This window comes from Paenisporosarcina quisquiliarum (assembly GCF_043641925.1).
In the GTDB taxonomy this organism is placed as follows: domain Bacteria; phylum Bacillota; class Bacilli; order Bacillales_A; family Planococcaceae; genus Paenisporosarcina; species Paenisporosarcina quisquiliarum_A.
Map to the genome: position 1 here is coordinate 253615 of NZ_JBHZRU010000001.1, position 24153 is coordinate 277767.

28 protein-coding genes are annotated in these 24153 nt (G+C 36.7%); 23 read left to right on the top strand and 5 right to left on the bottom strand.

All coding sequences use genetic code 11. The features are described from left to right. Positions 1-41: 41 nt before the first annotated feature. The 6 genes from glpK to ACHUE4_RS01270 all read left to right on the top strand — a co-directional run bounded on the left by glpK (position 42) and on the right by ACHUE4_RS01270 (position 5689). Complete coding sequence (gene glpK, locus ACHUE4_RS01245; protein ID WP_394187457.1) at positions 42-1529, top strand: glycerol kinase GlpK; 1488 nt, start codon at positions 42-44, stop codon at positions 1527-1529. 19 nt (positions 1530-1548) lie between these two features. Beyond that, a complete protein-coding gene (locus ACHUE4_RS01250; RefSeq protein ID WP_394187458.1) occupies positions 1549-3195 on the top strand; it encodes a glycerol-3-phosphate dehydrogenase/oxidase in 1647 nt (548 codons plus the stop codon). Next, positions 3192-4112, top strand: coding sequence for an alpha/beta hydrolase (locus ACHUE4_RS01255; protein WP_394187459.1), 921 nt, complete (start codon positions 3192-3194; stop codon positions 4110-4112). The genes ACHUE4_RS01250 and ACHUE4_RS01255 overlap by 4 nt, the downstream gene beginning before the upstream one ends. Next, positions 4109-5041: a tRNA (adenosine(37)-N6)-dimethylallyltransferase MiaA gene (gene miaA, locus ACHUE4_RS01260; RefSeq protein ID WP_394187460.1), complete on the top strand. Its 933-nt coding sequence runs from the start codon at positions 4109-4111 to the stop codon at positions 5039-5041. The genes ACHUE4_RS01255 and miaA overlap by 4 nt, the downstream gene beginning before the upstream one ends. Positions 5042-5109: 68 nt before the next feature. After that, the gene (hfq, locus tag ACHUE4_RS01265) at positions 5110-5337 is read left to right on the top strand and encodes an RNA chaperone Hfq (RefSeq protein ID WP_394187461.1); all 228 of its coding nucleotides are present in this window, start codon (positions 5110-5112) and stop codon (positions 5335-5337) included. Positions 5338-5392: 55 nt separating this feature from the next. Beyond that, entirely contained in the window at positions 5393-5689 is a 297-nt protein-coding gene (locus ACHUE4_RS01270) for a rhodanese-like domain-containing protein (RefSeq protein ID WP_394187462.1), read from the top strand. Positions 5690-5713: 24 nt separating this feature from the next. Here ACHUE4_RS01270 and ACHUE4_RS01275 read toward each other — a convergent pair whose 3' ends face one another. Next, the gene (locus ACHUE4_RS01275) at positions 5714-6331 is read right to left on the bottom strand and encodes a trimeric intracellular cation channel family protein (protein ID WP_394187463.1); all 618 of its coding nucleotides are present in this window, start codon (positions 6329-6331) and stop codon (positions 5714-5716) included. Positions 6332-6598: 267 nt separating this feature from the next. Between ACHUE4_RS01275 and ACHUE4_RS01280 the strand changes: the two genes are divergently transcribed. The 4 genes from ACHUE4_RS01280 (at position 6599) to glnA (ending at position 10336) form a co-directional block, all read left to right on the top strand. Next, positions 6599-6772: a hypothetical protein gene (locus ACHUE4_RS01280; protein WP_394187464.1), complete on the top strand. Its 174-nt coding sequence runs from the start codon at positions 6599-6601 to the stop codon at positions 6770-6772. Between the two features lie 362 nt (positions 6773-7134). Beyond that, positions 7135-8391, top strand: a complete 1257-nt coding sequence (locus ACHUE4_RS01285; protein ID WP_394187465.1) for a methionine gamma-lyase family protein — start codon at positions 7135-7137, stop codon at positions 8389-8391. A 185-nt stretch (positions 8392-8576) separates the two neighbouring features. Beyond that, a complete protein-coding gene (locus ACHUE4_RS01290; protein WP_394187466.1) occupies positions 8577-8957 on the top strand; it encodes a MerR family transcriptional regulator in 381 nt (126 codons plus the stop codon). Positions 8958-9001: 44 nt separating this feature from the next. Beyond that, a complete protein-coding gene (glnA, locus tag ACHUE4_RS01295; protein ID WP_394187467.1) occupies positions 9002-10336 on the top strand; it encodes a type I glutamate--ammonia ligase in 1335 nt (444 codons plus the stop codon). Between the two features lie 338 nt (positions 10337-10674). Here the strand turns inward: glnA and lexA are convergent, their stop codons facing one another. Next, positions 10675-11295, bottom strand: a complete 621-nt coding sequence (gene lexA, locus ACHUE4_RS01300; RefSeq protein WP_394187468.1) for a transcriptional repressor LexA — start codon at positions 11293-11295, stop codon at positions 10675-10677. A 168-nt stretch (positions 11296-11463) separates the two neighbouring features. Between lexA and yneA the strand changes: the two genes are divergently transcribed. The 6 genes from yneA (at position 11464) to ACHUE4_RS01330 (ending at position 15722) form a co-directional block, all read left to right on the top strand. Continuing rightward, entirely contained in the window at positions 11464-11781 is a 318-nt protein-coding gene (yneA, locus tag ACHUE4_RS01305) for a cell division suppressor protein YneA (RefSeq protein WP_394187469.1), read from the top strand. Continuing rightward, entirely contained in the window at positions 11778-12440 is a 663-nt protein-coding gene (locus ACHUE4_RS01310; RefSeq protein ID WP_394187470.1) for a YneB family resolvase-like protein, read from the top strand. Before yneA ends, ACHUE4_RS01310 begins: the two co-directional genes overlap by 4 nt. A gap of 68 nt (positions 12441-12508) precedes the next feature. Continuing rightward, on the top strand, positions 12509-12742 hold the full coding sequence (locus ACHUE4_RS01315) for a DUF896 domain-containing protein (RefSeq protein ID WP_394187471.1): 234 nt from the start codon (positions 12509-12511) through the stop codon (positions 12740-12742). Positions 12743-12829: 87 nt separating this feature from the next. Further along, the gene (tkt, locus tag ACHUE4_RS01320; RefSeq protein ID WP_394187472.1) at positions 12830-14836 is read left to right on the top strand and encodes a transketolase; all 2007 of its coding nucleotides are present in this window, start codon (positions 12830-12832) and stop codon (positions 14834-14836) included. 132 nt (positions 14837-14968) lie between these two features. Continuing rightward, positions 14969-15424, top strand: a complete 456-nt coding sequence (gene sirA, locus ACHUE4_RS01325; RefSeq protein WP_394187473.1) for a sporulation inhibitor of replication protein SirA — start codon at positions 14969-14971, stop codon at positions 15422-15424. 79 nt (positions 15425-15503) lie between these two features. Continuing rightward, the gene (locus tag ACHUE4_RS01330) at positions 15504-15722 is read left to right on the top strand and encodes a YneF family protein (RefSeq protein WP_394187474.1); all 219 of its coding nucleotides are present in this window, start codon (positions 15504-15506) and stop codon (positions 15720-15722) included. A 27-nt stretch (positions 15723-15749) separates the two neighbouring features. On the opposite strand, the gene ACHUE4_RS01335 is transcribed toward ACHUE4_RS01330, so the two are convergent. Continuing rightward, positions 15750-16682: an alpha/beta hydrolase gene (locus tag ACHUE4_RS01335; RefSeq protein ID WP_394187475.1), complete on the bottom strand. Its 933-nt coding sequence runs from the start codon at positions 16680-16682 to the stop codon at positions 15750-15752. An 11-nt stretch (positions 16683-16693) separates the two neighbouring features. Then, a complete protein-coding gene (locus ACHUE4_RS01340) occupies positions 16694-17596 on the bottom strand; it encodes a hydroxymethylglutaryl-CoA lyase (protein WP_394187476.1) in 903 nt (300 codons plus the stop codon). 82 nt (positions 17597-17678) lie between these two features. Between ACHUE4_RS01340 and ACHUE4_RS01345 the strand changes: the two genes are divergently transcribed. Further along, the gene (locus ACHUE4_RS01345) at positions 17679-18866 is read left to right on the top strand and encodes an acetyl-CoA C-acetyltransferase (protein ID WP_394187477.1); all 1188 of its coding nucleotides are present in this window, start codon (positions 17679-17681) and stop codon (positions 18864-18866) included. Between the two features lie 15 nt (positions 18867-18881). Then, positions 18882-19136: a YqkE family protein gene (locus ACHUE4_RS01350; protein WP_394187478.1), complete on the top strand. Its 255-nt coding sequence runs from the start codon at positions 18882-18884 to the stop codon at positions 19134-19136. 110 nt (positions 19137-19246) lie between these two features. Here the strand turns inward: ACHUE4_RS01350 and ACHUE4_RS01355 are convergent, their stop codons facing one another. Further along, positions 19247-20149 (bottom strand): aldo/keto reductase, encoded by a 903-nt coding sequence (locus ACHUE4_RS01355; protein WP_394187479.1) that lies wholly within the window; start codon positions 20147-20149, stop codon positions 19247-19249. A gap of 70 nt (positions 20150-20219) precedes the next feature. Here ACHUE4_RS01355 and ACHUE4_RS01360 point away from each other — a divergent pair, with 70 nt between their 5' ends. From ACHUE4_RS01360 to deoB, 5 genes are all read left to right on the top strand, one after another. Further along, positions 20220-20768: an NUDIX hydrolase gene (locus ACHUE4_RS01360; RefSeq protein ID WP_394187480.1), complete on the top strand. Its 549-nt coding sequence runs from the start codon at positions 20220-20222 to the stop codon at positions 20766-20768. Between the two features lie 45 nt (positions 20769-20813). Beyond that, complete coding sequence (locus ACHUE4_RS01365; RefSeq protein ID WP_394187481.1) at positions 20814-21332, top strand: hypothetical protein; 519 nt, start codon at positions 20814-20816, stop codon at positions 21330-21332. A 107-nt stretch (positions 21333-21439) separates the two neighbouring features. Continuing rightward, positions 21440-21907 (top strand): ferric iron uptake transcriptional regulator, encoded by a 468-nt coding sequence (gene fur, locus ACHUE4_RS01370; RefSeq protein ID WP_394187482.1) that lies wholly within the window; start codon positions 21440-21442, stop codon positions 21905-21907. A gap of 66 nt (positions 21908-21973) precedes the next feature. Further along, positions 21974-22867, top strand: a complete 894-nt coding sequence (gene xerD, locus ACHUE4_RS01375; protein ID WP_394187555.1) for a site-specific tyrosine recombinase XerD — start codon at positions 21974-21976, stop codon at positions 22865-22867. 84 nt (positions 22868-22951) lie between these two features. Further along, on the top strand, positions 22952-24136 hold the full coding sequence (deoB, locus tag ACHUE4_RS01380; protein ID WP_394187483.1) for a phosphopentomutase: 1185 nt from the start codon (positions 22952-22954) through the stop codon (positions 24134-24136). Positions 24137-24153 lie beyond the last annotated feature (17 nt).

Consider the following 24153-nt stretch of genomic DNA (forward strand, 5'->3'; position numbering starts at 1 on the left):
GATACCACGGATTTAAAAGGAATTAATGAGGGGGTTTATAAATGGGTGAATACATGCTTGCGATTGATCAAGGAACAACAAGTTCTAGAGCCATTCTGTTTAATAAAAAAGGTGACCTCGTACATACTGCACAAAAAGAATTTCAGCAATATTTTCCGAAACCAGGATGGGTCGAACATAATGCAAATGAAATATGGGGTTCTGTCTTATCTGTGATTGCAGCTGTATTAACAGAGAGTGGGATTCAGCCTACAGATATACATGGAATTGGAATCACCAATCAACGTGAAACGACCGTTGTCTGGAATAAAAAAACGGGTCGACCTATTTATAATGCAATTGTCTGGCAATCTAGACAAACCCAATCAATAGTAGATCGTCTAAAAGAAGATAATTTGGAAGATTGGTTTCAAGACAAAACCGGTTTACGTTTAGACCCTTATTTCTCTGGCACGAAAGTAAAGTGGATATTAGAGAATGTTGAAGGGGCAAAAGAATTAGCGGAACAAGGTGATTTATTATTCGGAACTATTGACACATGGATTATTTGGAAACTATCGAATGAAAAAGTTCATGTGACAGATTATTCGAATGCCTCACGGACGCTATTATTTAATATTCATGAATTAAAATGGGATGAGGAAATTTGCGAAAAACTTTCCATTCCTTTATCAATGCTTCCAAAAGTAGCATCTTCTTCTGAAATATATGCAGATACAGACCCTTCTGTCTTTTTTGGTGCTGCTGTTCCAATAGCAGGGGTAGCGGGTGATCAACAAGCAGCTTTATTTGGTCAATGTTGTTTTGAGAAAGGTATGGCGAAAAACACATATGGTACAGGCTGTTTTATGCTGTTAAATACAGGTGAGGAAGCGGTCAAGTCTGAACATGGACTCTTAACGACAATTGCATGGGGACTTGATGGAAAAGTGAGTTATGCATTAGAAGGCAGCGTTTTTGTAGCAGGATCTGCTATTCAATGGTTAAGAGACGGTCTTCGAATGTTAAAACAAGCTTCTGATAGCGAATCTTATGCAAAGAAAGTTGACTCTACAGAAGGTGTATATGTAGTGCCGGCTTTTGTAGGACTAGGAACGCCTTATTGGGATTCCGAAGCAAGGGGGGCCATTTTTGGCTTAACTCGCGGAACTTCTAAAGAACATTTTATTCGCGCAACAATTGAATCACTGGCTTACCAAACAAAAGATGTTTTCAACGCAATGGAAGAAGATGCGCAGTTGAAGATAGAGGTATTAAGAGTTGATGGTGGTGCGGTTAATAATGATTTTTTAATGCAATTCCAAAGCGATCTTCTAAACTTGGATGTAGAATTGGCTAAATTAAACGAGTCAACTGCTTTAGGAGCTGCATATTTAGCGGGATTAGCGACAGGTTTTTGGAAGGATTTAGAGGAAATCGAACAAATGCGGAGTACTAAAAACACCTTCCAACCTAAAATGGAAGACGAACAAAGAGAGTCATTATATAACGGATGGCAAAGAGCAGTAAAGGCGACAAGAATGTTCTAAAATTGAGGAGGAATTCAAGATGTTTTCAGCATTATCTAGACCTAAAATGATTCAATCATTGGATTCGTATCAATTTGATCTTCTAGTTATCGGTGGGGGAATAACGGGAGCTGGGATTGCGTTAGATGCTGTAACGCGAGGTCTTTCAGTTGCCCTAATTGAAATGCAAGATTTCGCTGCAGGAACTTCAAGCCGTTCGACAAAATTAGTTCATGGTGGCTTACGCTATTTAAAACAATTTGAAGTTCAAATGGTAGCTGAAGTAGGGAAAGAGCGTGAAATCGTATATGAAAATGCTGTGCATGTCACTGAACCTGAATGGATGCTGCTCCCTTTCCATAAAGGGGGAACTTTTGGTCCTCTTTCAACTTCTGTTGGCCTACGTGTATATGATTTTCTTGCAGGTGTGAAGAGGGATGAGCGACGCGAAATGCTATCTTCACAGGAGACTCTTCTTAAAGAACCTCTATTAAAAGGGAAGGGTCTCCGTGGTGGTGGGTATTACGTAGAATATCGAACGGATGATGCCCGTTTAACGATAGAAGTCATAAAAAAAGCGGTTGAAAAAAATGCATTATGTGTAAACTATGTTAAGTCAGAATCTTTTCTTTATGAAAATAGTCGAGTGGTTGGCGTACAAGCAATCGATCAATTAACCGGACAAATTTTAAACATTCATGCGAGTCAAATCGTTAATGCGACTGGTCCATGGGTAGATACGGTTCGATCAAATGATTCAATTGCCAATGGGAAACAACTAAAAATGACTAAAGGAGTTCATATTGTTCTCGATCATAAAGATTTTCCCTTAGAGCAGGCAGTTTATTTTGATACACCTGATAATCGTATGGTATTTGCAATACCAAGAAACGGTAAAGCATATGTAGGCACTACCGATACTTTTTTTGATGAGGATCCTAAAAACCCTGTTGCGTCAATGGAAGATGTAGATTATCTAATAAAAGCAATTGCCTTTATGTTCCCTACTATTAAATTAACTTTTGACCAAGTTGAATCCACTTGGGCTGGTGTAAGACCTCTCATTTTTGAAGATGGTAAAAATCCTTCAGAGATTTCTCGTAAGGACGAGATATGGGAATCTGAAACTGGTTTAATTACCATTGCTGGAGGCAAATTGACTGGCTATCGTAAAATGGCAGAAACAATTGTAGATTTAGTTGTAAGTAAACTTAAAGGGAAATACCCTAATTCTATGACCAAGCATTTACCTCTATCTGGAGGTGATATCGGAGGTTCAACGCAATTCTCATCGTTTATTAACAAAAAAATCGAAGAAGGTCGTTCTTACGGTTTATCTGAAGAACAATCAAAAGAGTTGGCAGCATTTTATGGAACAAATGTCGATCACCTATTCTCATATGCTAATATGCTTAAAGGGCAAACACTTTCGATTCCCTTGGTAATGGCAGTAAAACTATACTATAGTATTTATCATGAAATGGTATGTACACCTTCTGATTTCTTTATTAGACGAACAGGATCATTATATTTTAATATTAAGGAAGTCGAGCAACACAAAGAAGCTGTATTATTACTAATGAAAGATATCCTGGGATATTCTATGGAACAAGTAAATTATCATCGATTTGAACTGCAACACCAACTTGAATTAGCAACTTCCTTTAGAAATGGGGAGACACAATGACAAAGTCAATACAATATGTCTCCATGTCTGACGGACAAGAAATATATACGGTTATTTACAAACCAGAAACAGACATTAAAGGACATATTCATATTTTGCATGGGATGGCAGAACATATTGGACGCTATGAAGAATTCGCGCTATTTCTAAATGAACACGGTTATTTAGTTAGTGGCCATGATCATAGAGGCCATGGACATACTGGTCAAAAAGATAATCTGTTTGGTTTCTTTGCAGATGACAAAGGTTTTGAACGAGTTACGGAAGATGTCCGAGAAGTGCTACATGCTATTCGTCTAAATCTGGATGTACCTGCACCGATATTATATGGTCACAGTATGGGTTCATTCATTGGTCGACGATATATTCAAAAATATGGTCAGTCCATTTCTAAAATCGTCCTCTCGGGAACACGAGGACCTTTAAACCCAGTAGATAAAGCAGGAAAATGGGTAGCTAAAGGTTTTGCGAAGTTTAAAGGGAAGAAGACGGAGAATCAATTATTGAACAACCTTTCATTTGGGAAGTTTAATAAAGCTATTTCCAATTCAGAAACTGATTTTGATTGGCTTAGTACTGATTCAGAACAAGTAAGAAAATACGTGGAAGATCCTTTATGTGGATTTGTCGCAAGCAATCAATTTTTTGTGGATTTACTAGATGGCTTGAATAGTATTCATAATCCTAAGGAGATTGCCAAGGTTCCGAAAGAGCTCCCAATTCTACTGATTTCTGGGGCAATGGATCCTGTAGGCGATATGGGACAAAGTTTATGGCCAGTAGCTGAACAATTTAAAAAACAAGGTATATCAGATGTAACCGTCGTTATTTTAGAAGGTAAAAGACATGAAATTTTAAATGAACAAAATCATATCGGCGTATATGAAAAGGTATTAACATGGATGGAGAAAAAATGAATTTAAACTATGATGTCCTAGCGATTGTAGGACCTACAGCATCAGGTAAAACAGCATTGTCGATCCAACTGGCAAAGGAACTCAATGGTGAGATTATCAATGGAGACTCCATGCAAGTTTACCGTGGTCTCGATATTGGAACAGCCAAGATTAAAAAAGATGAAATGGATGGCGTTCCCCACCATTTAATTGATATTAAGGATCCAACCGATTCTTTTTCAGTAGCTGAGTTTCAACAGTTAGTAAGACAGAAAATATGCGAAATACAAGAACGTGGAAAAATTCCGATTATTGTTGGAGGAACAGGTTTATATGTACAAGCTGTTCTTTATGACTTTCAATTTACGGAGGACCGAGTAAACGAAGACGTGCGACAAGATTATTACGATGAAATGGAAAAGCATGGACCGCAATTTATGCATGATCGATTAAAAGTGATTGATCCAGAAACAGCAAGTAAGATTCATCCTAATAATTCAAGACGGGTGATCAGAGCTCTTGAAATCGCCGAACATTCACCGACTCAAAAATCTGACCCGTCTCAAAATCAAGGTAATATCCCTATTTACAAGCATTTCATCATCGGTTTAGATATTGATCGTGATATTTTGTACGAACGAATCAATCATCGAGTTGATCGTATGATGGAAGAAGGGTTGTTGCTTGAAGCCAAGATGCTGTTTGAAAACGGAGTTCGAAATGTTCAATCCGTACAAGCAATAGGCTACAAAGAATTGTTTCTTCATTTCGAGGGTGAAATAAGTTATGATGAAGCAATTCGGCAATTAAAGCAAAATTCAAGAAGATATGCTAAAAGACAATTTACATATTTTCGCAACAAAATGGCGATTCATTGGATAGATCCTCTCCAGGGGTTAGAACAAATAATTCCCGAAATTCATAATTTAATGCAGGATTCTACCGTGTAAAAGCGAATACTTAGTGTAACGAGAAAAATAACCTAAATGCCGGTTGTTCAAACAGGAGGAATTTGTAGATGAAACCAATCAATATTCAAGATACTTTTTTAAATCAGTTACGTAAAAATAATATTTTTGTGACTGTGTTTTTGTTAAATGGATTTCAATTAAAAGGAACGATTAAATCCTATGATAATTTCACAGTATTAATGGAATCTGATGGAAAACAGCAGTTGATTTATAAACATGCTATTTCTACATTTGTTCCTTCAAAACCTGTTGCAATAACAACTGACGAAGAATAAGCGTTTTGTAATTCAAAGAATTAAGAATAGATTTATCAACATGGAGGTTATTGAAATGAAAACAATCACACCAAGTGAATTACAGTCAAAATTAGAATCTGGCGAGCAAGTAAACTTAATCGATGTACGAGAATCCGAAGAAGTGGCAGCTGGAATGATTCCCGGTGCAGAGCATATTCCTTTAGGCTCAATTGAATTTAAACACCAAGACTTAGATAAATCGAAAGAATACATTATGATCTGTCGATCAGGTAATCGAAGTGGACAAGCTTGTCAGTTCCTTGAAGAGGAAGGTTACAACGTGACCAATATGTCAGGTGGAATGTTGGAGTGGGAAGGCGAAGTAAAATAATAAAAGCAGTGTAACTCAATTGAGTTACACTGCTTTTTCTGTTCCTTGAATCGAACGGAAAGGCAATCGCCATTTATATAGATACGACACAACGCGTAAAGTAGTAGTTAGAACAAATACAACATATAAAGAGATATCATCCTTAGCGATACCAAAACCAATAACTAAACCTGTAATAACAGCCCAAACGGCATAAACCTCATTACGTAAAACGAGTGGTTTACGTTTTGCTAATACGTCACGAACAATTCCACCACCAGAACCCGTTAAAACTGCTGCAACGACTATAGCGCTAATAGGTAATCCAAGATTAACGGCAAATAGAGCTCCTTGAATTGCAAAGGCAGAAAGCCCAATTGCATCAAAGAAATTTCCCCAACGATGCCAATGTTTCAATAAATTATTTGGAAATAAAAATACCGCCGTAATGGCAAATAATGCAATTTGAAACATCATTTCTTGTTCCCACAAAGCGGATACAGGTACTCCTATTAATAAATTCCGAATTGCCCCGCCACCAAAAGCGGTTACAATACCGAGTAAATAAACACCGAATAAATCATATTCTTCTTCCATTGCAACAATTGCACCAGATACTGCAAATGCAATTGTGCCAATAATACTTAATACATCCCATGCCACTTTACATTCCTCCATCAATCAATCGAACGGATTAAATTGTATCAGATTTTAAAACAAATACAAGAAGTATTAATTTTAAGAGGCAGATACGGATGAATGAACAAAGTATTGGATTAAATTTCAGCATCTCACTAGAATAATCTTGTTTACGAATTGCACTATTAAAACTCACTGACCTTCTAAATCAATACATAGTTTTTTGATATTTAGTCAGGAGAATAAATATGACACAAAAGAGCACATTAGAATTTAGGAGGTGAACCATTCATGAGTAAAAATAACAAAAAGACTTTGAATGTAAGAAACCATAATGCAAATGGAATATACAAAAGTCCGAACAATCCGAATGAAGAATTTGCTGAAGAATTTAACTCTATCCCTAAAGATAAAAACATTGTGAATAACAAAAGCTTTAATCAGCAATCCAACAAAAACAAATAATTTCATATAGCTTGTAGGTGCGAATCATCTTCACATTCCTCGAACGTGCTTATAATCCCCTCTACTAAAATGGTCAAAGTCAAGAAGGCATCGCCACGTAATTTGGTTTTGCCTTCTTTTTCTGTCCGCAATTGAAGTATTCAATTGTCTTGTTATCTGATTGAACAAAATTCTATACATTTATTTGAATGGAAGATTTAAGAACAAGGTTGTTTCTTAATCACTTTATCCTACGAGAAATAAGATTCCTAAAATAAAGTATGTTGATACATAATAGGTTGCCTTTATGAAATAATGGTTTGAAGCCATAGCTGTTACTGGTAATATGAAAATGGAAATATTCAAGAATAGAGGAATTATTAATGACATTTCACACTTCACTAACGGAACAAACAATAAAAGACGCCAAGGAAGTTGAACAATTAATTAAGGTTCAGCAAGAACGTGCAGATCGATTAGCATTTATCAATCAAGAGAAAGTGATTGCTGCATTTCGAAAACATCAGGTAAGTGACTTTCATTTACACCCATCAAGTGGATATGGTTATGATGATGAAGGAAGAGATAATTTAGAACGAGTTTATGCGGAAGTTTTTGGTGCGGAAAAGGCACTAGTTCGACCACAGATTATATCTGGGACGCACGCAATTACAATTAGCTTATTTGGCGTCCTGCGACCAGGAGATGAATTATTATATATTACTGGAAAACCTTATGATACGTTGCAATCCATCGTGGATGGAGGGGACCAAGACACAGGCTCGCTAAAAGATTTTAATATATCTTACCGCCATATCGATTTATTGCCTGAAGGAACGATCGATTGGTCTTCTGTGGAAAACGCGGTTCATAAAAATACGAAAGTTATTGCTATCCAACGATCTAAAGGATATGCAAACCGTCCTTCATTTACTGTTGGTGAAATAGAAGCAATGGTGACAAAAATTCGTATGTTAAATAAAGATGCGATTATTTTTGTTGATAATTGTTATGGAGAATTCGTTGAAGAAATAGAACCAACGGATATAGGTGTCGATTTAATGGCTGGATCACTCATTAAAAATCCAGGTGGAGGACTCGCGAAAATTGGTGGGTATATTGCAGGTAAAACAAAATTTGTAGATATGTGTGCATACCGAATGACTTCTCCTGGGATTGGGGCTGAAGCGGGAGCTTCTTTAAATACTTTGGCTGATATGTATCAAGGCTTCTTTTTAGCACCACATGTCGTCTCTCAGGCAGTTAAAGGCGCAATCTTTACTGCGGCTATATTGGAAAGAGCCGGAATGAAAACGTCCCCTCATTTTTCTGCAGTTCGCACAGATTTAATACAATCTGTTTCATTTGAAACTGCGGATCAAATGGTAAAATTCTGTCGAGCTATTCAAGCGAATTCGCCAATAAATGCTCACTTTGTACCTGAACCTGCTTATATGCCTGGATATGAAGATGATGTAATTATGGCTGCTGGAACGTTTATTCAAGGTTCGAGTATTGAACTTACTGCAGATGGTCCCATTAGACCCCCATTTACAGCATTCGTTCAAGGTGGGCTCACATATGAACATGTGAAACTTGCCATACTTTCAGCTGTGCAATCATTACAATTAGATAAATAAGCTAAAAGACAATCCTGTAAATCGACAGGATTGTCTTTTGTTTTATAGATATATAACTAAGGATTGAGTTTGAAAATAAACAAATTATAATTCGCCAAAAAATACATGTTAGGTTATCTGACATGCACTTGACAGGAAACGTAACATAAGATAGTATTAGAAATGGAAAGCGTAGGTGATACATTGTGAGTCAACAACTTAGAAGATCGATGCCTTTATTACCTATAAGTATCGTGATGCAGCTGACTGAACTTTCAGCTAGACAAATTCGCTATTACGAAGATCATGAGTTGATTCATCCTGCGCGAACAGATGGTAATCGACGCATGTTTTCTCTAATTGATGTTGATACTTTATTGGAGATTAAAGACTTGCTCGAACAAGGTATTAATATCGCTGGTATAAAAAAGGTATTTGATATGAAAAATCAACCAATACTTTCAATTGAAAAGCCTCAAATGACTGATTCTGAATTACGTCAACTTTTGAGACTTGAAATGCAACAGTCTGGAAGGTTTCAAAAGGCTTCCTTAAGACAAGGTGATCTATCTCGTTTTTACCACTAAAACGAGCAATATAAACAAAATTAATTTTAGGAGAGTGACAAGAAGTGAGTAAGTACACTAAAGCGGACATTCATAAGTTAGTAAAAGAGCAACAGGTTAATTACATTCGATTACAATTTTCCGATATTCTTGGAACAATCAAAAACGTTGAAATTCCAGTTAGCCAATTAGACAAAGCACTTGATAATAAAATGATGTTTGACGGTTCTTCAATTGAAGGATTTGTACGTATTGAAGAATCTGATATGTACCTAGTTCCAGACTTGAATACATGGGTTGTATTCCCATGGATCACAGGTAAAGGGAAAGTAGCACGATTAATCTGTGATGTGAATAAAGCAGACGGCACGCCATTTGCTGGAGATCCACGTAGCAATTTAAAACGTGTATTAAAAGAAATGGAAGAAGCTGGGTTCACAAACTTTAACTTAGGACCTGAGCCTGAATTTTTCTTATTCAAACTTGATGAGCGTGGCGAACCAACACTTGAATTAAATGATAATGGAGGCTATTTCGATTTAGCACCAATGGATTTAGGTGAAAATTGTCGTCGTGACATCGTGTTAGAACTTGAAGAGATGGGCTTTGAAATTGAAGCTTCTCACCATGAAGTAGCACCTGGTCAACACGAAATCGACTTTAAATACGCAGATGCGATTACCGCTTGTGATAATATCCAAACATTTAAATTAGTTGTTAAAACGATTGCGCGTAAACATGGTTTGCATGCTACATTTATGCCAAAACCATTGTTTGGTGTTAACGGTTCAGGTATGCATATGAACGTATCTCTATTCAAAGGGAAAGACAATGCATTCTATGATGAATCTGGTGATTTACAATTAAGCGATACAGCTTATAAATTTATGGCTGGTATTTTAAAACATGTACAAGGATTTACTGCCATTACAAACCCGACAGTAAACTCTTATAAGCGTTTAGTACCAGGCTACGAAGCGCCTTGTTACGTTGCATGGTCAGCTCAAAACAGAAGTCCACTTATTCGTATTCCATCATCACGCGGTGTAAGTACACGTGTTGAAGTACGATCAGTTGATCCATCAGCTAATCCTTATTTAGCAATGGCTGTTATCTTAAAAGCTGGTTTAGACGGTATTAAGAATGACATAGCTCCACCGAAAGCTGTAGATCGCAATATTTATGTTATGAACAAAGAAGAGCGACGTGCAAACGGCGTAGAAGATTTACCTGCAACTTTATACGCTGCTCTTGAAGAGCTAGCTAAAAATGATACGATTCGCGATGCTTTAGGCGAACATATCTATGCAAACTTTGTAGATTCAAAAGAAATCGAGTGGGATATGTTCCGCACTTCTGTACACCCATGGGAACGCGAACAGTATTTGAAAATGTATTAATAAAAAAAGAGATGAAGCGATTTCGCTTTATCTCTTTTTTGTTGTTGATTATTAAAGATGAAATTTGAAAGTAATGAAGGTCATATGAATGCATCACCGAGGAAATCCAATCTATTATGACTAATCATGAAAACGTATCAAAATAAAGAGACCCAATCAACATCCCAGAAGGGTGGTTGATTGGGTCTCTTTCCACAAAAAAATAATATTGGCTGACTGAGGATGAAAATGTCAGTCAGCATGATATCGGCTCGTTACTACTATAGCATTTTTATCTCGTAAATTCAATAGAGATTAATAAAAAAACCATCTCCTATAAAGGTAGATGGTTTGATGTATTAATGAATATGTCGGTATACGCCAACTACTTTACCTAAAATAGATACTTGATTCACGATAATAGGTTCCATAGATGAGTTTTCAGGCTGTAATCGGAAATACGATTTTTCTTTGAAGAAGCGTTTAACAGTAGCTTCGTCATCCTCTGTCATAGCAACGACGATTTCCCCGTTATTAGCTGATTGTTGTTGTTTTACGACAACATAATCTCCATTTAATATTCCTGCTTCAATCATACTATCTCCCATGATTTCAAGCATAAATAAGTTATCTTCTGTTGATCCAAATGTATTCGGTAGAGGGAAGAATTCTTCTATGTTTTCAATCGCTGTAATAGGTAAACCAGCAGTAACTTTACCGATAAGTGGGACGTGTAGAACACTTGGGCTTAACGATGCGAATTCATCCAAATCTAGTATTTCAATTGCTCTAGGTTTTGTTGGATCTCGACGTATGAGACCTTTACTTTCTAATCGAGCTAGATGCCCATGAACTGTAGAACTAGAAGCTAAACCAACAGCTTCACCAATTTCTCTAACGGAAGGCGGATACCCTTTTTTACGTACCTCATCTTTAATGAAAGTTAAAATATCTTCTTGACGCTTAGATACTTTTTTCAACTGGTTCACCTCTTTTGTCTATAATAATGTCTTTAACTAAAGATAGTATATCAATTCAGAACGAAAAATGCAAACATAGGTTCTAATTATTTGTTGACAAGAAACAAGTGTTCGGTTTATAGTTAGTTTATTAATTACGAACACACATTCTGTTTGGAGGGATTTACAATGATATGGATAAAAAATAATCAATTTATTACTTTGCTAATAGGTGTGGTATTTGTTTGTTCAATCTTATTTGTAACGAATATAGTAGAAACGAATGAAGCATATAATGAGATTTTTATTAATGACGGTGATACTCTTTGGTCATTGTCTGATCAATATAGAGGAAAGATTCCTAAAGAAGCATGGATTGCGGAAGTAATGGCTGCTAATCATCTACCTACTCAAATGATTCAAACTGGTGATGTTTTAAAAATTCCTGAAACCTTACATCAATATGCGCCAGATCATGGTGTTGAATTAGCTGGTGAAACTGAATGAACAATTCAGTGAAAACAGCAGTTATATATTCACGTGTAAGTACGGATAAAGAGACGCAAGAAAAATCCTTAATTAGACAAGAAGAAGAATTAAGGATATTTGCAGCAGACAATAATTACTTTGTAAAAGAAACATTCTCAGATCAACACAGTGGCTATTCTGTTGAAAGAGAAGGCTTGCTTGAAATGTTAGATTACGTAAAGGAACATAGCATTTCAGTTGTCTGCATTCAAGACGAGACTCGACTCGGAAGAGGTAACTCTAGAATGGCTGTTTTGCATTTATTAAAAAAAACGAATGTTCAAGTTGTTTCAATAAATGATGGTGGTTCACTTCAAATGAACGAGATGGACTCGATGATGCTAGAGATATTGGCATTAGTTGAGGAATATCAACGTAAGCTTCATAACGCTAAAATTAGAAGAGGAATGAAACGAGCTGTTACTCATGGTTTCAAACCTGAGAAGAACTTAAAAAATCAAGGGAATCCAGAAGGTAGAGAAAGAAAAGATATCCCAATACAAGAAATTGTTAATCTCCGAAAGAATGGATTAACTTATGAAGAAATTGCGTCAACACTTAGAGGGTTTGGCTACGCGGTTAGTAAAGCAACTGTTCATCGTCGATATATTGAATATTCCGAAAGACTTGAAGGCTAAATGCTTGCGCTTCAAGTCTTTTTTGCATACCTTTAATAAAGGTTAATTTAAGAAAGGCGTGAATATTTATGTTATCACCGGAAAAACTCCAAAGAATCAATGAACTATCTAAAAAGTCAAAAACTAGCGGCTTAACAATGGAAGAAGCTAAAGAACAAACGAATCTTCGGAAAGAATATCTAGAAACTTTTAGATCTACAATGAGAGATACGATTGAACATGTTAAAGTTATTGATCCTGAAGGCAATGATGTGACACCTGATAAAGTAAAAGCAACAAAATCTAAAAAGTTTTTAAATTAATCAACATCTTAGTTAGCATTGTCAGCATGCTCAAAGTTGACTACACTAAGAGAAGAAGAAAACTTAGTTTCAGAAAGGGTGTCGTTTATGACTCAACAAGCAGATCAGTTAGCTATTAATACTATTCGTACGTTATCCATTGATGCAATCGAAAAAGCAAATTCAGGTCATCCAGGTTTACCTATGGGTGCTGCACCAATGGCATATACCCTTTGGACAAAGCATTTACGTCATAATCCTGAAAATCCAACATGGTTTAACCGTGACCGATTTGTTCTTTCTGCTGGTCATGGTTCAATGTTGCTATATAGTTTATTACACCTAGGTGGGTACGACTTACCGATGGAAGAGATTAAAAATTTCCGTCAGTGGAATTCAAAGACTCCTGGACACCCTGAAGTTGGACATACTTCTGGAGTTGAAGCGACAACAGGTCCTTTAGGGCAAGGTATTGCTATGTCTGTAGGTATGGCAATGGCCGAGAGACATTTGGCTGCTGTATATAACAAACCAAACCATCAAGTGGTTGACCATTACACATATGCTTTATGTGGTGACGGTGATTTGATGGAAGGTGTTGCAGCAGAAGCTATTTCTCTTGCAGGGCATTTAGAATTAGATAAACTGATTGTATTATATGATAGTAATGACATTTCATTAGATGGTGATTTAAATAAATCGTTCTCTGAAAAGATTCAAAAACGTTTCGAGTCAAACGGTTGGAATTATATACATGTAGCTGATGGAAATTCAATTGAAGATTTAAATAACGCAATTGAATCGGCGAAAAACCATAAAGGTCAACCAACTTTAATTGAAGTTAAAACAATTATTGGATTTGGTTCGCCAAATAAATCTGGGAAATCAGATGTTCATGGAGCTCCTTTAGGAAAAGATGAAACTTTATTAACTAAAGAAGGGTACAAATGGACTTTTGAAGCAGACTTCCATGTACCGGATGAAGTTTACGCTACATTCAAAGAAGCTGCCCAAAAATTAGGTGGCGACAATGAAGCTTCATGGAATGCTTCATTTGATGCGTACAAATCAGAGTTTCCTGAATTAGCAGCTCAATTACAATTAGCGATTAAAGGGGACTTACCAGATAACTACGATTCAGAATTCCCGGTATTTGAGGTTGGGACTTCTCATGCTACACGTTCGACAGCTGGAGATGCTTTAAATGCAATTGCGAAAACTGTTCCTTCTTTGTTCGGTGGTAGTGCAGATTTAGCTGGTTCAAACAAAACAAATCTTAAAAATGCTGGTGATTTCTCAGCAAGTTCGTATGAAGGTCGTAACATCTGGTTTGGCGTGCGTGAATTTGCGATGGGTGCAGCTTTAAACGGAATGGCACTTCATGGTGGGTTACGTGTATTTGGTGGAACATTCTTTGTCTTTAGTGACTATGTTCGTCCAGCTATTCGTTTGTCCGCATTAATGGGATTACCTGTTACTTATGTGTTTACACACGATAGTATAGCTGTTGGTGAAGATGGACCTACGCATGAGCCAGTAGAACAACTGGCATCATTACGTGCAATGCCAAATCTATCCGTTATTCGTCCTGCTGATGGTAACGAATCGAATGAAGCATGGAAACTTGCCATTTCTTCGAAGGATATGCCGACAGCACTTATCCTTTCACGTCAAAACTTGCCTATACTTGAAAATAGTGCAGCATTAGCTAAAGAGGGCGTTGCTAGAGGAGCATATGTTGTTTCACCAGCATCTAAAGAAGAAGCAGATGCGTTAATTCTAGCGACAGGATCTGAAGTTTCGTTAGCAGTAGATGCTCAAAAACAATTAGCGAAAGATGGAATTGATGTTGCTGTTGTTTCAATGCCTTCTTGGGATCGCTTTGAAAAACAAGATGCTGAATATAAAAATTCGGTACTTCCGAAAACAATTAAAAAGCGTCTTGCAATTGAAATGGGTACGCCTTTTGGTTGGGAGCGTTACTCAGGTGATGAGGGAAGTATTTTAGCTATTAATCGATTTGGGGCAAGTGCTCCGGGGGAAATAGTAATGAAAGAATTTGGTTTCTCAGTTGAAAATGTTGTAGCTCGTGTGAAATCGTTAATGAATAAATAGTAAAAACAAGTAATGGCTAAATTTCGCCATTACTTGTTTTTTTTCGCTGAAAATAGTAATAAACAGCTTACTCCGTTCGACAGAATATTCTTGACGTATCCTTTATACTATTGAAAAAACGGGGGAATGAATATGCGCACATATAAAATAATTCATATCAAAAAAGAATATCAATCCTTTGTCATTGGTAGGGAAAAAATGTTGCATGAATTACTGTTTGATGAATCGCATTTCGTTACGGAAGAGCCTGACGAGTTGAAATTTGTTTGTGAAAGCTTAAATACGAAGAACATGAAAGAATGTATTCAAGATCGTTTGCAGCGCGTATTTACGAATATGACACTTAATCAGGATCACATCTTTTTTGAGCACCCTGTAAAGGGGTCGATCGAGATGTCCTTTTCCCCTTATTATTTACACGTGAGTTGTGAAGGTTCACAAATGTTAGATTTAGATCTATTTGCTGGTTTGTCAGATACATGTGATTGTTACTTAGCGTTCCAACAAGAAAAGAATGCATTTGGGTGGTTAAAACCAATTAAAATTGATTCATTGCATTCGTTTTCAGAAATTCTAGACTTCGTATAGAAAGATTATGTGTTTTACTGTATAATCCTTCATGGAGATAACTTCTCAGTGGAACTTTCAAGAAGGAGGATATGAAATTATGGAATTATGGTTAGCTATAACTTTAATTGTTGTTGCATTAGCAGCTGGAGTTGCAATTGGTTTCTTTGCTGCTCGTCAATATATGATGAAGTATTTAAAAGATAACCCACCGGTTAACGAGCAAATGCTTCGCATGATGATGGCTCAAATGGGTCGCAAACCGTCTGAAAAACAAGTAAAACAAATGATGAATCAAATGAATAAAATGCAAAAATAAAAACAGCACTCCTTTGTGAGTGCTGTTTTATTTTATTGGCAACAAATCATACGTATATAAAAAATCTGCTACTGTTTGTTCATATTCTTCAGGATTTTGATTAAATGATTGGGCATGTGGACCATTTTCAAATAGTTTTAATTGTTTTGGACCATTTTTCAGTTCGTATAATTCTTTTGTCATTTCCGGCAAAATGAAATCATCTGGTAAGCTATGAATGAATAAGACCGGTTTTTCAATATGTTTAACTGCTTCACGAGGGGATACAAGTCGCATTGAATAACCATCTCGAACTCTTAAGAAAACATCAGCTAATTTAATGGCATATCTCGTACGTAAAGGGGTTTCTTTTTTCATTAAATACAGCAATTGATCAGTGAAGTCTGAAAAAGCACAATCTGAAATGTAGAAATGGGCATGATCTTCAACTGTTCCAGCATACAAAATAGTTGTAGCGGCTCCCATAGATTCTCCATGTATCCCGATGATAGCTTCTTCGCCAGCATAATCGTGAACAGCATTAACAACAGCTTGTAAATCCATTTTTTCATAATGTCCAAAACTCGTTGTTTTACCTCCAGAATCCCCATGCCGTCTATGATCATAAACCACAGAATTAAAACCTAATCTTTCAAACAACCTTGCATATTTAACTGAATTTATTTTATTCTCAGTAACACCATGGCAAATGACGACAAAATTAGTTGTTTTCAGAGGTTCTAGAAAAATCGCTTTTATCGGATACCCGTTTGGACTGTCAATCCACTTTTCTGTTTTCTGAACGGTATTAAACCACACTTCATCAAATCGCTTCGCAGTTATTTCACGATCAAGAATAAATGCATCATCTTTTTTCTTTAAATACATGAGACGATTCGTGAAAATGAAACCAAAAATCGCCGCACTGGCCGTAAAGATACTCCACAGAATACTCGTAACCCAGAGAATGCGACGCTTCATAATAATTCCTCCTATGAATGATTTATGGCAAACAGTCGATACATACCTGTGTCGATTGGTCTAGAAACATGAGGATCTATTATTGAAACTGCTTTACATAATTGATTTAAATCGATTCCTGTCTCTATATTCATTGTATGCAACATGTTAACAACATCTTCCGTTGCCACATTTCCTGTTGCACCTGGAGCGAAAGGACAGCCGCCAAGACCACCAGCAGAAGTATCAAATCTCGTGATTCCAGCTTGTAGAGCAGCGAAAATATTAGCTAAGCCCATTTTACGTGTATCGTGAAAATGTGCGGTCATCAATACATTTGGCAAAAGCTCAGCTAATTTAGAAAATAGTTGGTAACTCTCTACTGGATTAGCCATACCTATAGTATCTGCAACACTTAGCTCGTCAACACCCCATGAAGCGAACTCTTTACATAAAGCTATTGTATCTGCTTCATTTATTTTTCCTTCATAAGGACAATAAAAAGCAGTAGAGATACAAGCTCGGATAAAAATTCCTTGTTCTTTTAATTTCGTTATGACCGGTTTTAAATCCTGCATGCTTTGTTCAGTCGATTTGTTAATGTTTTTTAAGTTAAAGGTATTGCTTACACCGACAAATACAGCAAGGGAATCAGCTCCAACTTCAAGCGCACGTTCTATTCCTTTTTCGTTTGGTGTCAGAACAATTTGTCGCCCTTTTTTTGAACTAAGTTGAACAATTTGAGAAGAATCAGCCATTTGTGGTACCCATTTTGGAGATACAAATGATGTGATTTCCATTTCTTGAATGCCTGCGTCTTGTAAAGAATGTATGAATTCTAATTTTGTCTCTGTCGAAACTTGATTTTTTTCATTTTGAAGCCCATCACGCGGACCTACCTCGATAATTGTCACATTGTTTGGTAAACTAAACATATCATCCCTCCTACCTCTATTGTAATGATGGGATGGTGTCTCTAGCAAATATATTTTACATAAGGGTTGAAGGAGGATTTTCATGTCGACAAAAGAAGTTGTAATTGTCAGTGCGGTTCGTACAGCAATCGGTTCATTTCAAGGGTCACTTAAAGATGTGCCTGCTACAAAATTAGGTGCACTTGTAATAAAAGAAGCGTTAGTAAAAGCAGGAATTGAACCACACCAAGTTAGCGAAGTAATTATGGGGAATGTTCTTCAAGCCGGGCTTGGACAAAATCCTGCTCGTCAAGCATCCATTTTTGCAGGTTTACCCGATACAGTACCATCCATGACGATAAACAAAGTATGTGGATCGGGTCTTAAAGCAATTCATTTAGCGACACAAGCGATTGTATCGGGAGATTCTGATATTGTTGTTGCGGGTGGTATGGAGAATATGAGCCAAGCTCCTTACCTATTAAAAAATGCTCGTGAAGGTTTCCGTATGGGCGATCAAAAAGTCGTAGATAGTATGATTTCTGACGGATTATGGTGTGCGTTTAATGATTATCATATGGGAATTACAGCTGAAAATTTATGTGACCGTTACGGTATTTCTCGTGAAGAACAAGATGAGTTTTCTGCTCGTTCTCAACTACGAGCTGTGAAGGCGATCGAAGCAGGTAAATTTAATGAAGAAATCGTTCCTGTAGAAATCCCACAACGCAAAGGTGACCCTATTATTTTCGATACAGATGAATATCCAAAACAAGGTTCGACTGCAGAAAAATTAGCTGGTTTACGACCTGCATTTAAAAAAGAAGGCAGTGTAACAGCTGGTAATGCATCAGGAATCAACGACGGTGCAGCTGCTGTTGTGGTTATGTCTAAAGAAAAAGCTGATGAACTAGGCTTAACACCATTAGCAACAATTATTGCAAATGCTTCAGCAGGCGTTGATCCATCAGTAATGGGTATCGGACCAGTTCAAGCAGTCAAAAATGTTTTCCAAAAATCAGGATTATCGATGGCTGATATGGATTTAGTGGAAGCCAATGAAGCTTTCGCTGCTCAGTCTATTGCAGTTGACCGAGAATTATCATTTAATCATGAAAAATTGAATGTCAATGGTGGAGCTATTGCTCTTGGACACCCAATCGGAGCAAGTGGTACTCGTATTTTCGTTTCACTTTTACATGAAATGATTAAACAAGATGCTAAAACTGGATTAGCTACGCTTTGTATCGGTGGCGGTCAAGGTGTGGCAACAATTATTAAAAGACCTTAAGTAGTAGGTGAGAAAATGGCGAAAAAGAAACAACAAAAACGAAATCAATCTTCACCCTCATCACAGAAGCCAAAAGAATCATATTCGGAACATTTAAATATGGATGTTTTAGAAAAACTCAAATTGGCTAAGAAAGAATTGCAGGAAGCAGAAAAAATAAAAGAAGAAGAACGTGAAGCTCAATTACAATTTGAACGAGTACAACGTGAAAAGAATAAATCCTTCGAAGAATTACTAGACGATTACGGTATGAGGGGCAATAAGTATTAGAAATATAGTGCAAAGAGCGAATCAAAGTGAAAACTTCACTTCGATTCGCTCTTCTTTTTCTTGAATTAAACGCTTACTTCTAGAAAGAACGAAAGTAATTAAAAATATGTTTAATCTCGATGCTCGTTATATACATCCTGTCTTAATAAATGAGAAACTTCCAGCAAACGTTCGTCGGTGACAGTTCGTTTATATGCTCGAATTGTTTCGTTTAATTGATCTAATGAACTTGCACCAGCTAGAATACTCGAAATTTGTGGGTTTTTTAGAATAAAGGCTGTAGCTACTGAATGCAAATCTATTGAGTCACTTTGTAATTGCTGGAGCATTTCTAACAACTCTGCTTTAGAATACGTCCCATACCCCTCAGAAGCAGATGCTCGTGTAATTGCTTCATCCGTTAATAAACCTTTTGCAAGAGAACCACGAGTAACCACTGAAGCACCATAAGAAGAAATCGTTTCCAACCACTCTTCAGGTCGACGGTCAAGCATACTATATTGCATCATGACGGAGGAAGCATGACTATTCTCTAAAAAGTGTTTAATGACATTCGGTCGAATCGAAGAAATTCCATATGCACGGATGAGCCCTTCGTTCTTTAAATCTTCAAAAGCATCAATCGCTTCATCCAAGTTATCATCCATTGTTCCACCATGAAGCTGGTACAAATCGATGTAATCAGTTTGCAATCGCATTAAGCTCTCTTTAACTTGGTTTTTGATATATATCTTTGATGAATCCCACGACCAGCTTGACCCATCAGAATTCCATTTGTTGCCGACTTTTGTAGCTAGAATAACTTGATCTCGTACTCCTTTTAAAGAGTAGCCAACTACTTCTTCATTCTTTCCTCGATCGTATAAATCTGCCGTATCAAAATAAGAAATGCCTTGATCAATTGCAGCATCTACTATGTATTTAGCTGCAATCTTATCAGTCGGTAATGACATACAACCTAAACCGATTTCTGAAACATATAAACCACTATTACCTAATTCTCGTTTCTTCATTAAGCATCCTCCTCATGTCATTCATGGTACAATTACGCTACTGATTAGTAAAACAGAAAGGATGATACATATGAAAAAATACGAAGAAAAATCAATTACATCCACCCCAATATACGATGGGAAAGTAATATCCTTGCGAGTTGATGAGGTTTCATTGCCAAATGGAAAAACGTCAAAAAGAGAGCTAATTAAACATCCAGGGGCTGTTGCAATCATTCCCATCACGGACGAGGGTAAAATTCTTTTAGTGCATCAATATAGGAAAGCACTCGAACGTTCAATTATTGAAACGCCAGCTGGTAAATTAGAAGCTGGTGAATCACCTGAGGTTACTGCACGAAGAGAATTAGAAGAGGAGACGGGATTCGGCTGCCACAAATTGACGTATATTCAAAGCTTTGCAACTTCACCAGGATTTGCAGATGAAATTATTCATTTGTATGTAGCTGAAGATTTGTATGTACCTGAAGAAAAAGCACAACTTGATGAAGATGAATTCTTGGATGTTCTCCATACATCTATCGAAGAAGCAGAAAAAATGATGGCGAATGGTGAAATCTATGATGCCAAAACTGCTTTTAGTATTTTGTGGACAAAAGAATATTTACGAAATAAATAAGGTAGGACATGCATACATTACTCTATCGAGAAAGGTAGGTGGGTAATGTTGAACCGTTCTTTTCCTCTTATTTATTTACTAGGATTATTGGTTGTTGGTTATCTAGGTGGGCTATGGCTATTTTCGCATATGCCAAATGAACAAGTGAATCAGTTGATTAAGTGGATGGATCCTAGAATCTTGGATGATAAAGTACCAAGTAAGTTATCGTCTATCCTTCCTCAATTAGTATCCATTTTTCTGCTACTCCTGTTTGCTACACATTTAATTTTAAGGTATATAATCTTGCTGATTGGTACAATGAGATCAGTATTTTGGGGGATTTGCTCAGGATACTTGATTGCTCAAGAGACTGAATTTTGGTCCTATGCGCTATGGTGGTTTCCATTCCAATTACTTTATTGCTCCCTTTTATTGTTAATTGGCTACTTGATGGTACCACCACATGCATTGCATCCTCAGTTAACCAATCAAAAATTAAAGGTAATCGGCGTGTTGGGTTGCATCTACTTATTGGTTATCGCAATTGAATTATTTGTTCTCCCTTACATTCACGTATTATAATTTCTATTAAATTATAATAATAATCATTATAATCTATAAGCCTTTCTCTATCTTGAAAAAAGAAAGGTTCATTTGTTATAATGAAAGAAGTTTGAGGGGGGCGTCACATGGAAAGCCGTATTGACCGAATTAAAAAGCAACTTTCTGGTGCGAGCTATAAACTGACGCCACAACGTGAAGCGACAGTTAGAGTATTATTAGAAAATGAAGAAGATCATTTAAGCGCTGAAGATGTGTACCTTCTTGTTAAAAACAAAGCACCTGATATTGGGTTAGCTACTGTTTATCGTACATTAGAATTATTAACAGAACTGAAAGTCGTTGATAAAATCAATTTCGGTGATGGTGTTTCTAGATATGATTTAAGACAAGAAGGAGCGGCACATTTCCATCACCACTTAGTCTGTATTGAATGTGGTGCTGTTGATGAAATCCAGGAGGATTTGCTTGAAGATGTGGAAGAAATCGTAGAAAAAAGATGGAACTTCCAAATTAAAGATCATCGCTTAACATTCCATGGTATATGCTGGAGATGTCATGATAATGAAAGTAAGCCTTTAGAAGAAGAAAAATAACGACTAACAAGGATAGCTGCTAGCTGTCCTTTTTTCGTTTAAGGAGACATATAAATGACGACAAATATGACCGATTCGATTCAAGATTATTTGCATTTTTTACGAGTTGAAAAGCAATTAGCGCAAAATACGCTCGTTTCATATGAAAAAGATTTAAAATCCTACATATCTGATCTTTCAGAATCACAACAGATTAAGTCCCTTGAAGATGTTGAAAGACATCATATCTTGGCGCATTTACAAAATTTAAAGTCATCTGGTCATTCGGCTAGAACTTTGGCTAGGCATATATCATCTATTCGTTCATTTCATCAATTTTTGCTTAGAGAAAAGGTTTCATCTAGTGATCCAACCGTTCATTTAGAAATCCCTCAACAAGATCGAACACTTCCAAAAATTCTTTCGCTTGAAGAAATTGAAGAATTACTGGAAGCCCCAAATCGTAGCAAACCACAAGGGTTAAGAGACCGAGCAATGTTAGAACTTCTTTATGCAAGTGGAATGCGTATTAGTGAATGTATATCGCTTGCAATAGAGGATGTACATTTAACGATGGGCTTCGTTCGATGTTACGGAAAGGGTGGCAAAGAACGTATTATTCCACTAGGCCGAACAGCTTTAGGAGCAGTTGAAGAATATTTACGTGAAGGTAGACCAAAACTAGCTAAAAAAGAAGTCCGAACGGATGCACTTTTTATTAATCAGCGTGGAATTGGACTAACTAGACAAGGGTTTTGGAAATTATTAAAAGAGCATGCACTAAAAGCAGGAATAAAAAACGAAATCACACCGCATACTTTACGACATTCTTTTGCTACGCATTTAATCGAAAATGGAGCGGATTTAAGGGCTGTTCAAGAAATGCTCGGACATGCTGACATTTCCACTACGCAAATTTATACACATGTTAGTAAAACTAGACTTAAAGAAGTTTATAAACAATTTCATCCTAGAGCTTAATTTAATTGCACATGTCAGAAGTCTGACGTGTAATATACCCAAACTTTTGTTAAGATACATTTATAAGCTTAAAGGAGGATTCTAATGGAAAATCTAACATTTAAACGCATACATTTAGTTGTAATGGATTCAGTAGGTATTGGAGAAGCTCCAGATGCTAAAAGCTTCGGAGATGAAGGTTCAGATACGCTCGGACATATTGCAGAGCGAATGGGTGGACTGAAGATGCCTAATATCGAAAAGATGGGTCTATCAAATATTAGACCGATTAAAGGGATTTCCCCAGTGGATAAACCAACCGCTCATTTTGGTAAGTTACAAGAAGCATCTGTAGGTAAAGATACGATGACTGGACACTGGGAAATCATGGGCTTAAACATTGATAAGCCTTTTAAAGTTTACCCAGATGGATTTCCTCAAGAATTAATTCAAGCATTAGAAGAAAAGACTGGACGTAAAGTAATTGGGAATAAACCTGCAAGTGGTACTGAGATATTAGACGAACTTGGTGAAGAACATATGAAAACGGGTGCGATTATCGTCTATACATCAGCAGACCCTGTGTTACAAATCGCTGCCCATGAAGAGGTTGTTCCTTTAGAAGAGCTTTACAAAATTTGTGAAATTGCTCGTGAATTAACATTATCGCCTGAATTTTTAGTGGGTCGAATTATCGCTCGTCCGTTTTTAGGAGAGCCAGGTAACTTCAAACGTACAACTAATCGTCATGACTATGCTTTAAAACCATTTGAACGCACGGTTATGAATGAACTTCAAGACGCTAATTATGATGTCATAGCAATCGGTAAAATTGCTGATATTTACAATGGTGAAGGCGTAACTGAATCATTAAGAACAAAAGACAATATGGATGGAATGGACAAACTAAATGAAGTTGTTCGAAAACCTTTCCATGGCATTAGTTTCCTGAATTTAGTTGATTTTGACGCTCTTTATGGACATCGTCGTGATCCTATTGGATACGGTGAGGCGTTAGAAGCATTTGATGCAAGACTTCCAGAAGTTTTAGAAGCGTTAACAAATGACGACTTACTTATTATTACTGCGGACCATGGAAATGACCCAACATTTGAAGGAACGGATCATACACGTGAATTTGTACCCGTTTTAGCATACTCACCAAGATTTACAGAAGGAACTGAACTTCCTGCAAGTGAAACGTTTGCTGATATTGGTGCTACAATCGCAGAAAACTTCCAAGTGCAAATGCCGAAATTCGGTCGTAGTTTTCTTTCATATTTAAAATAGAGGATAGGTGATCATTC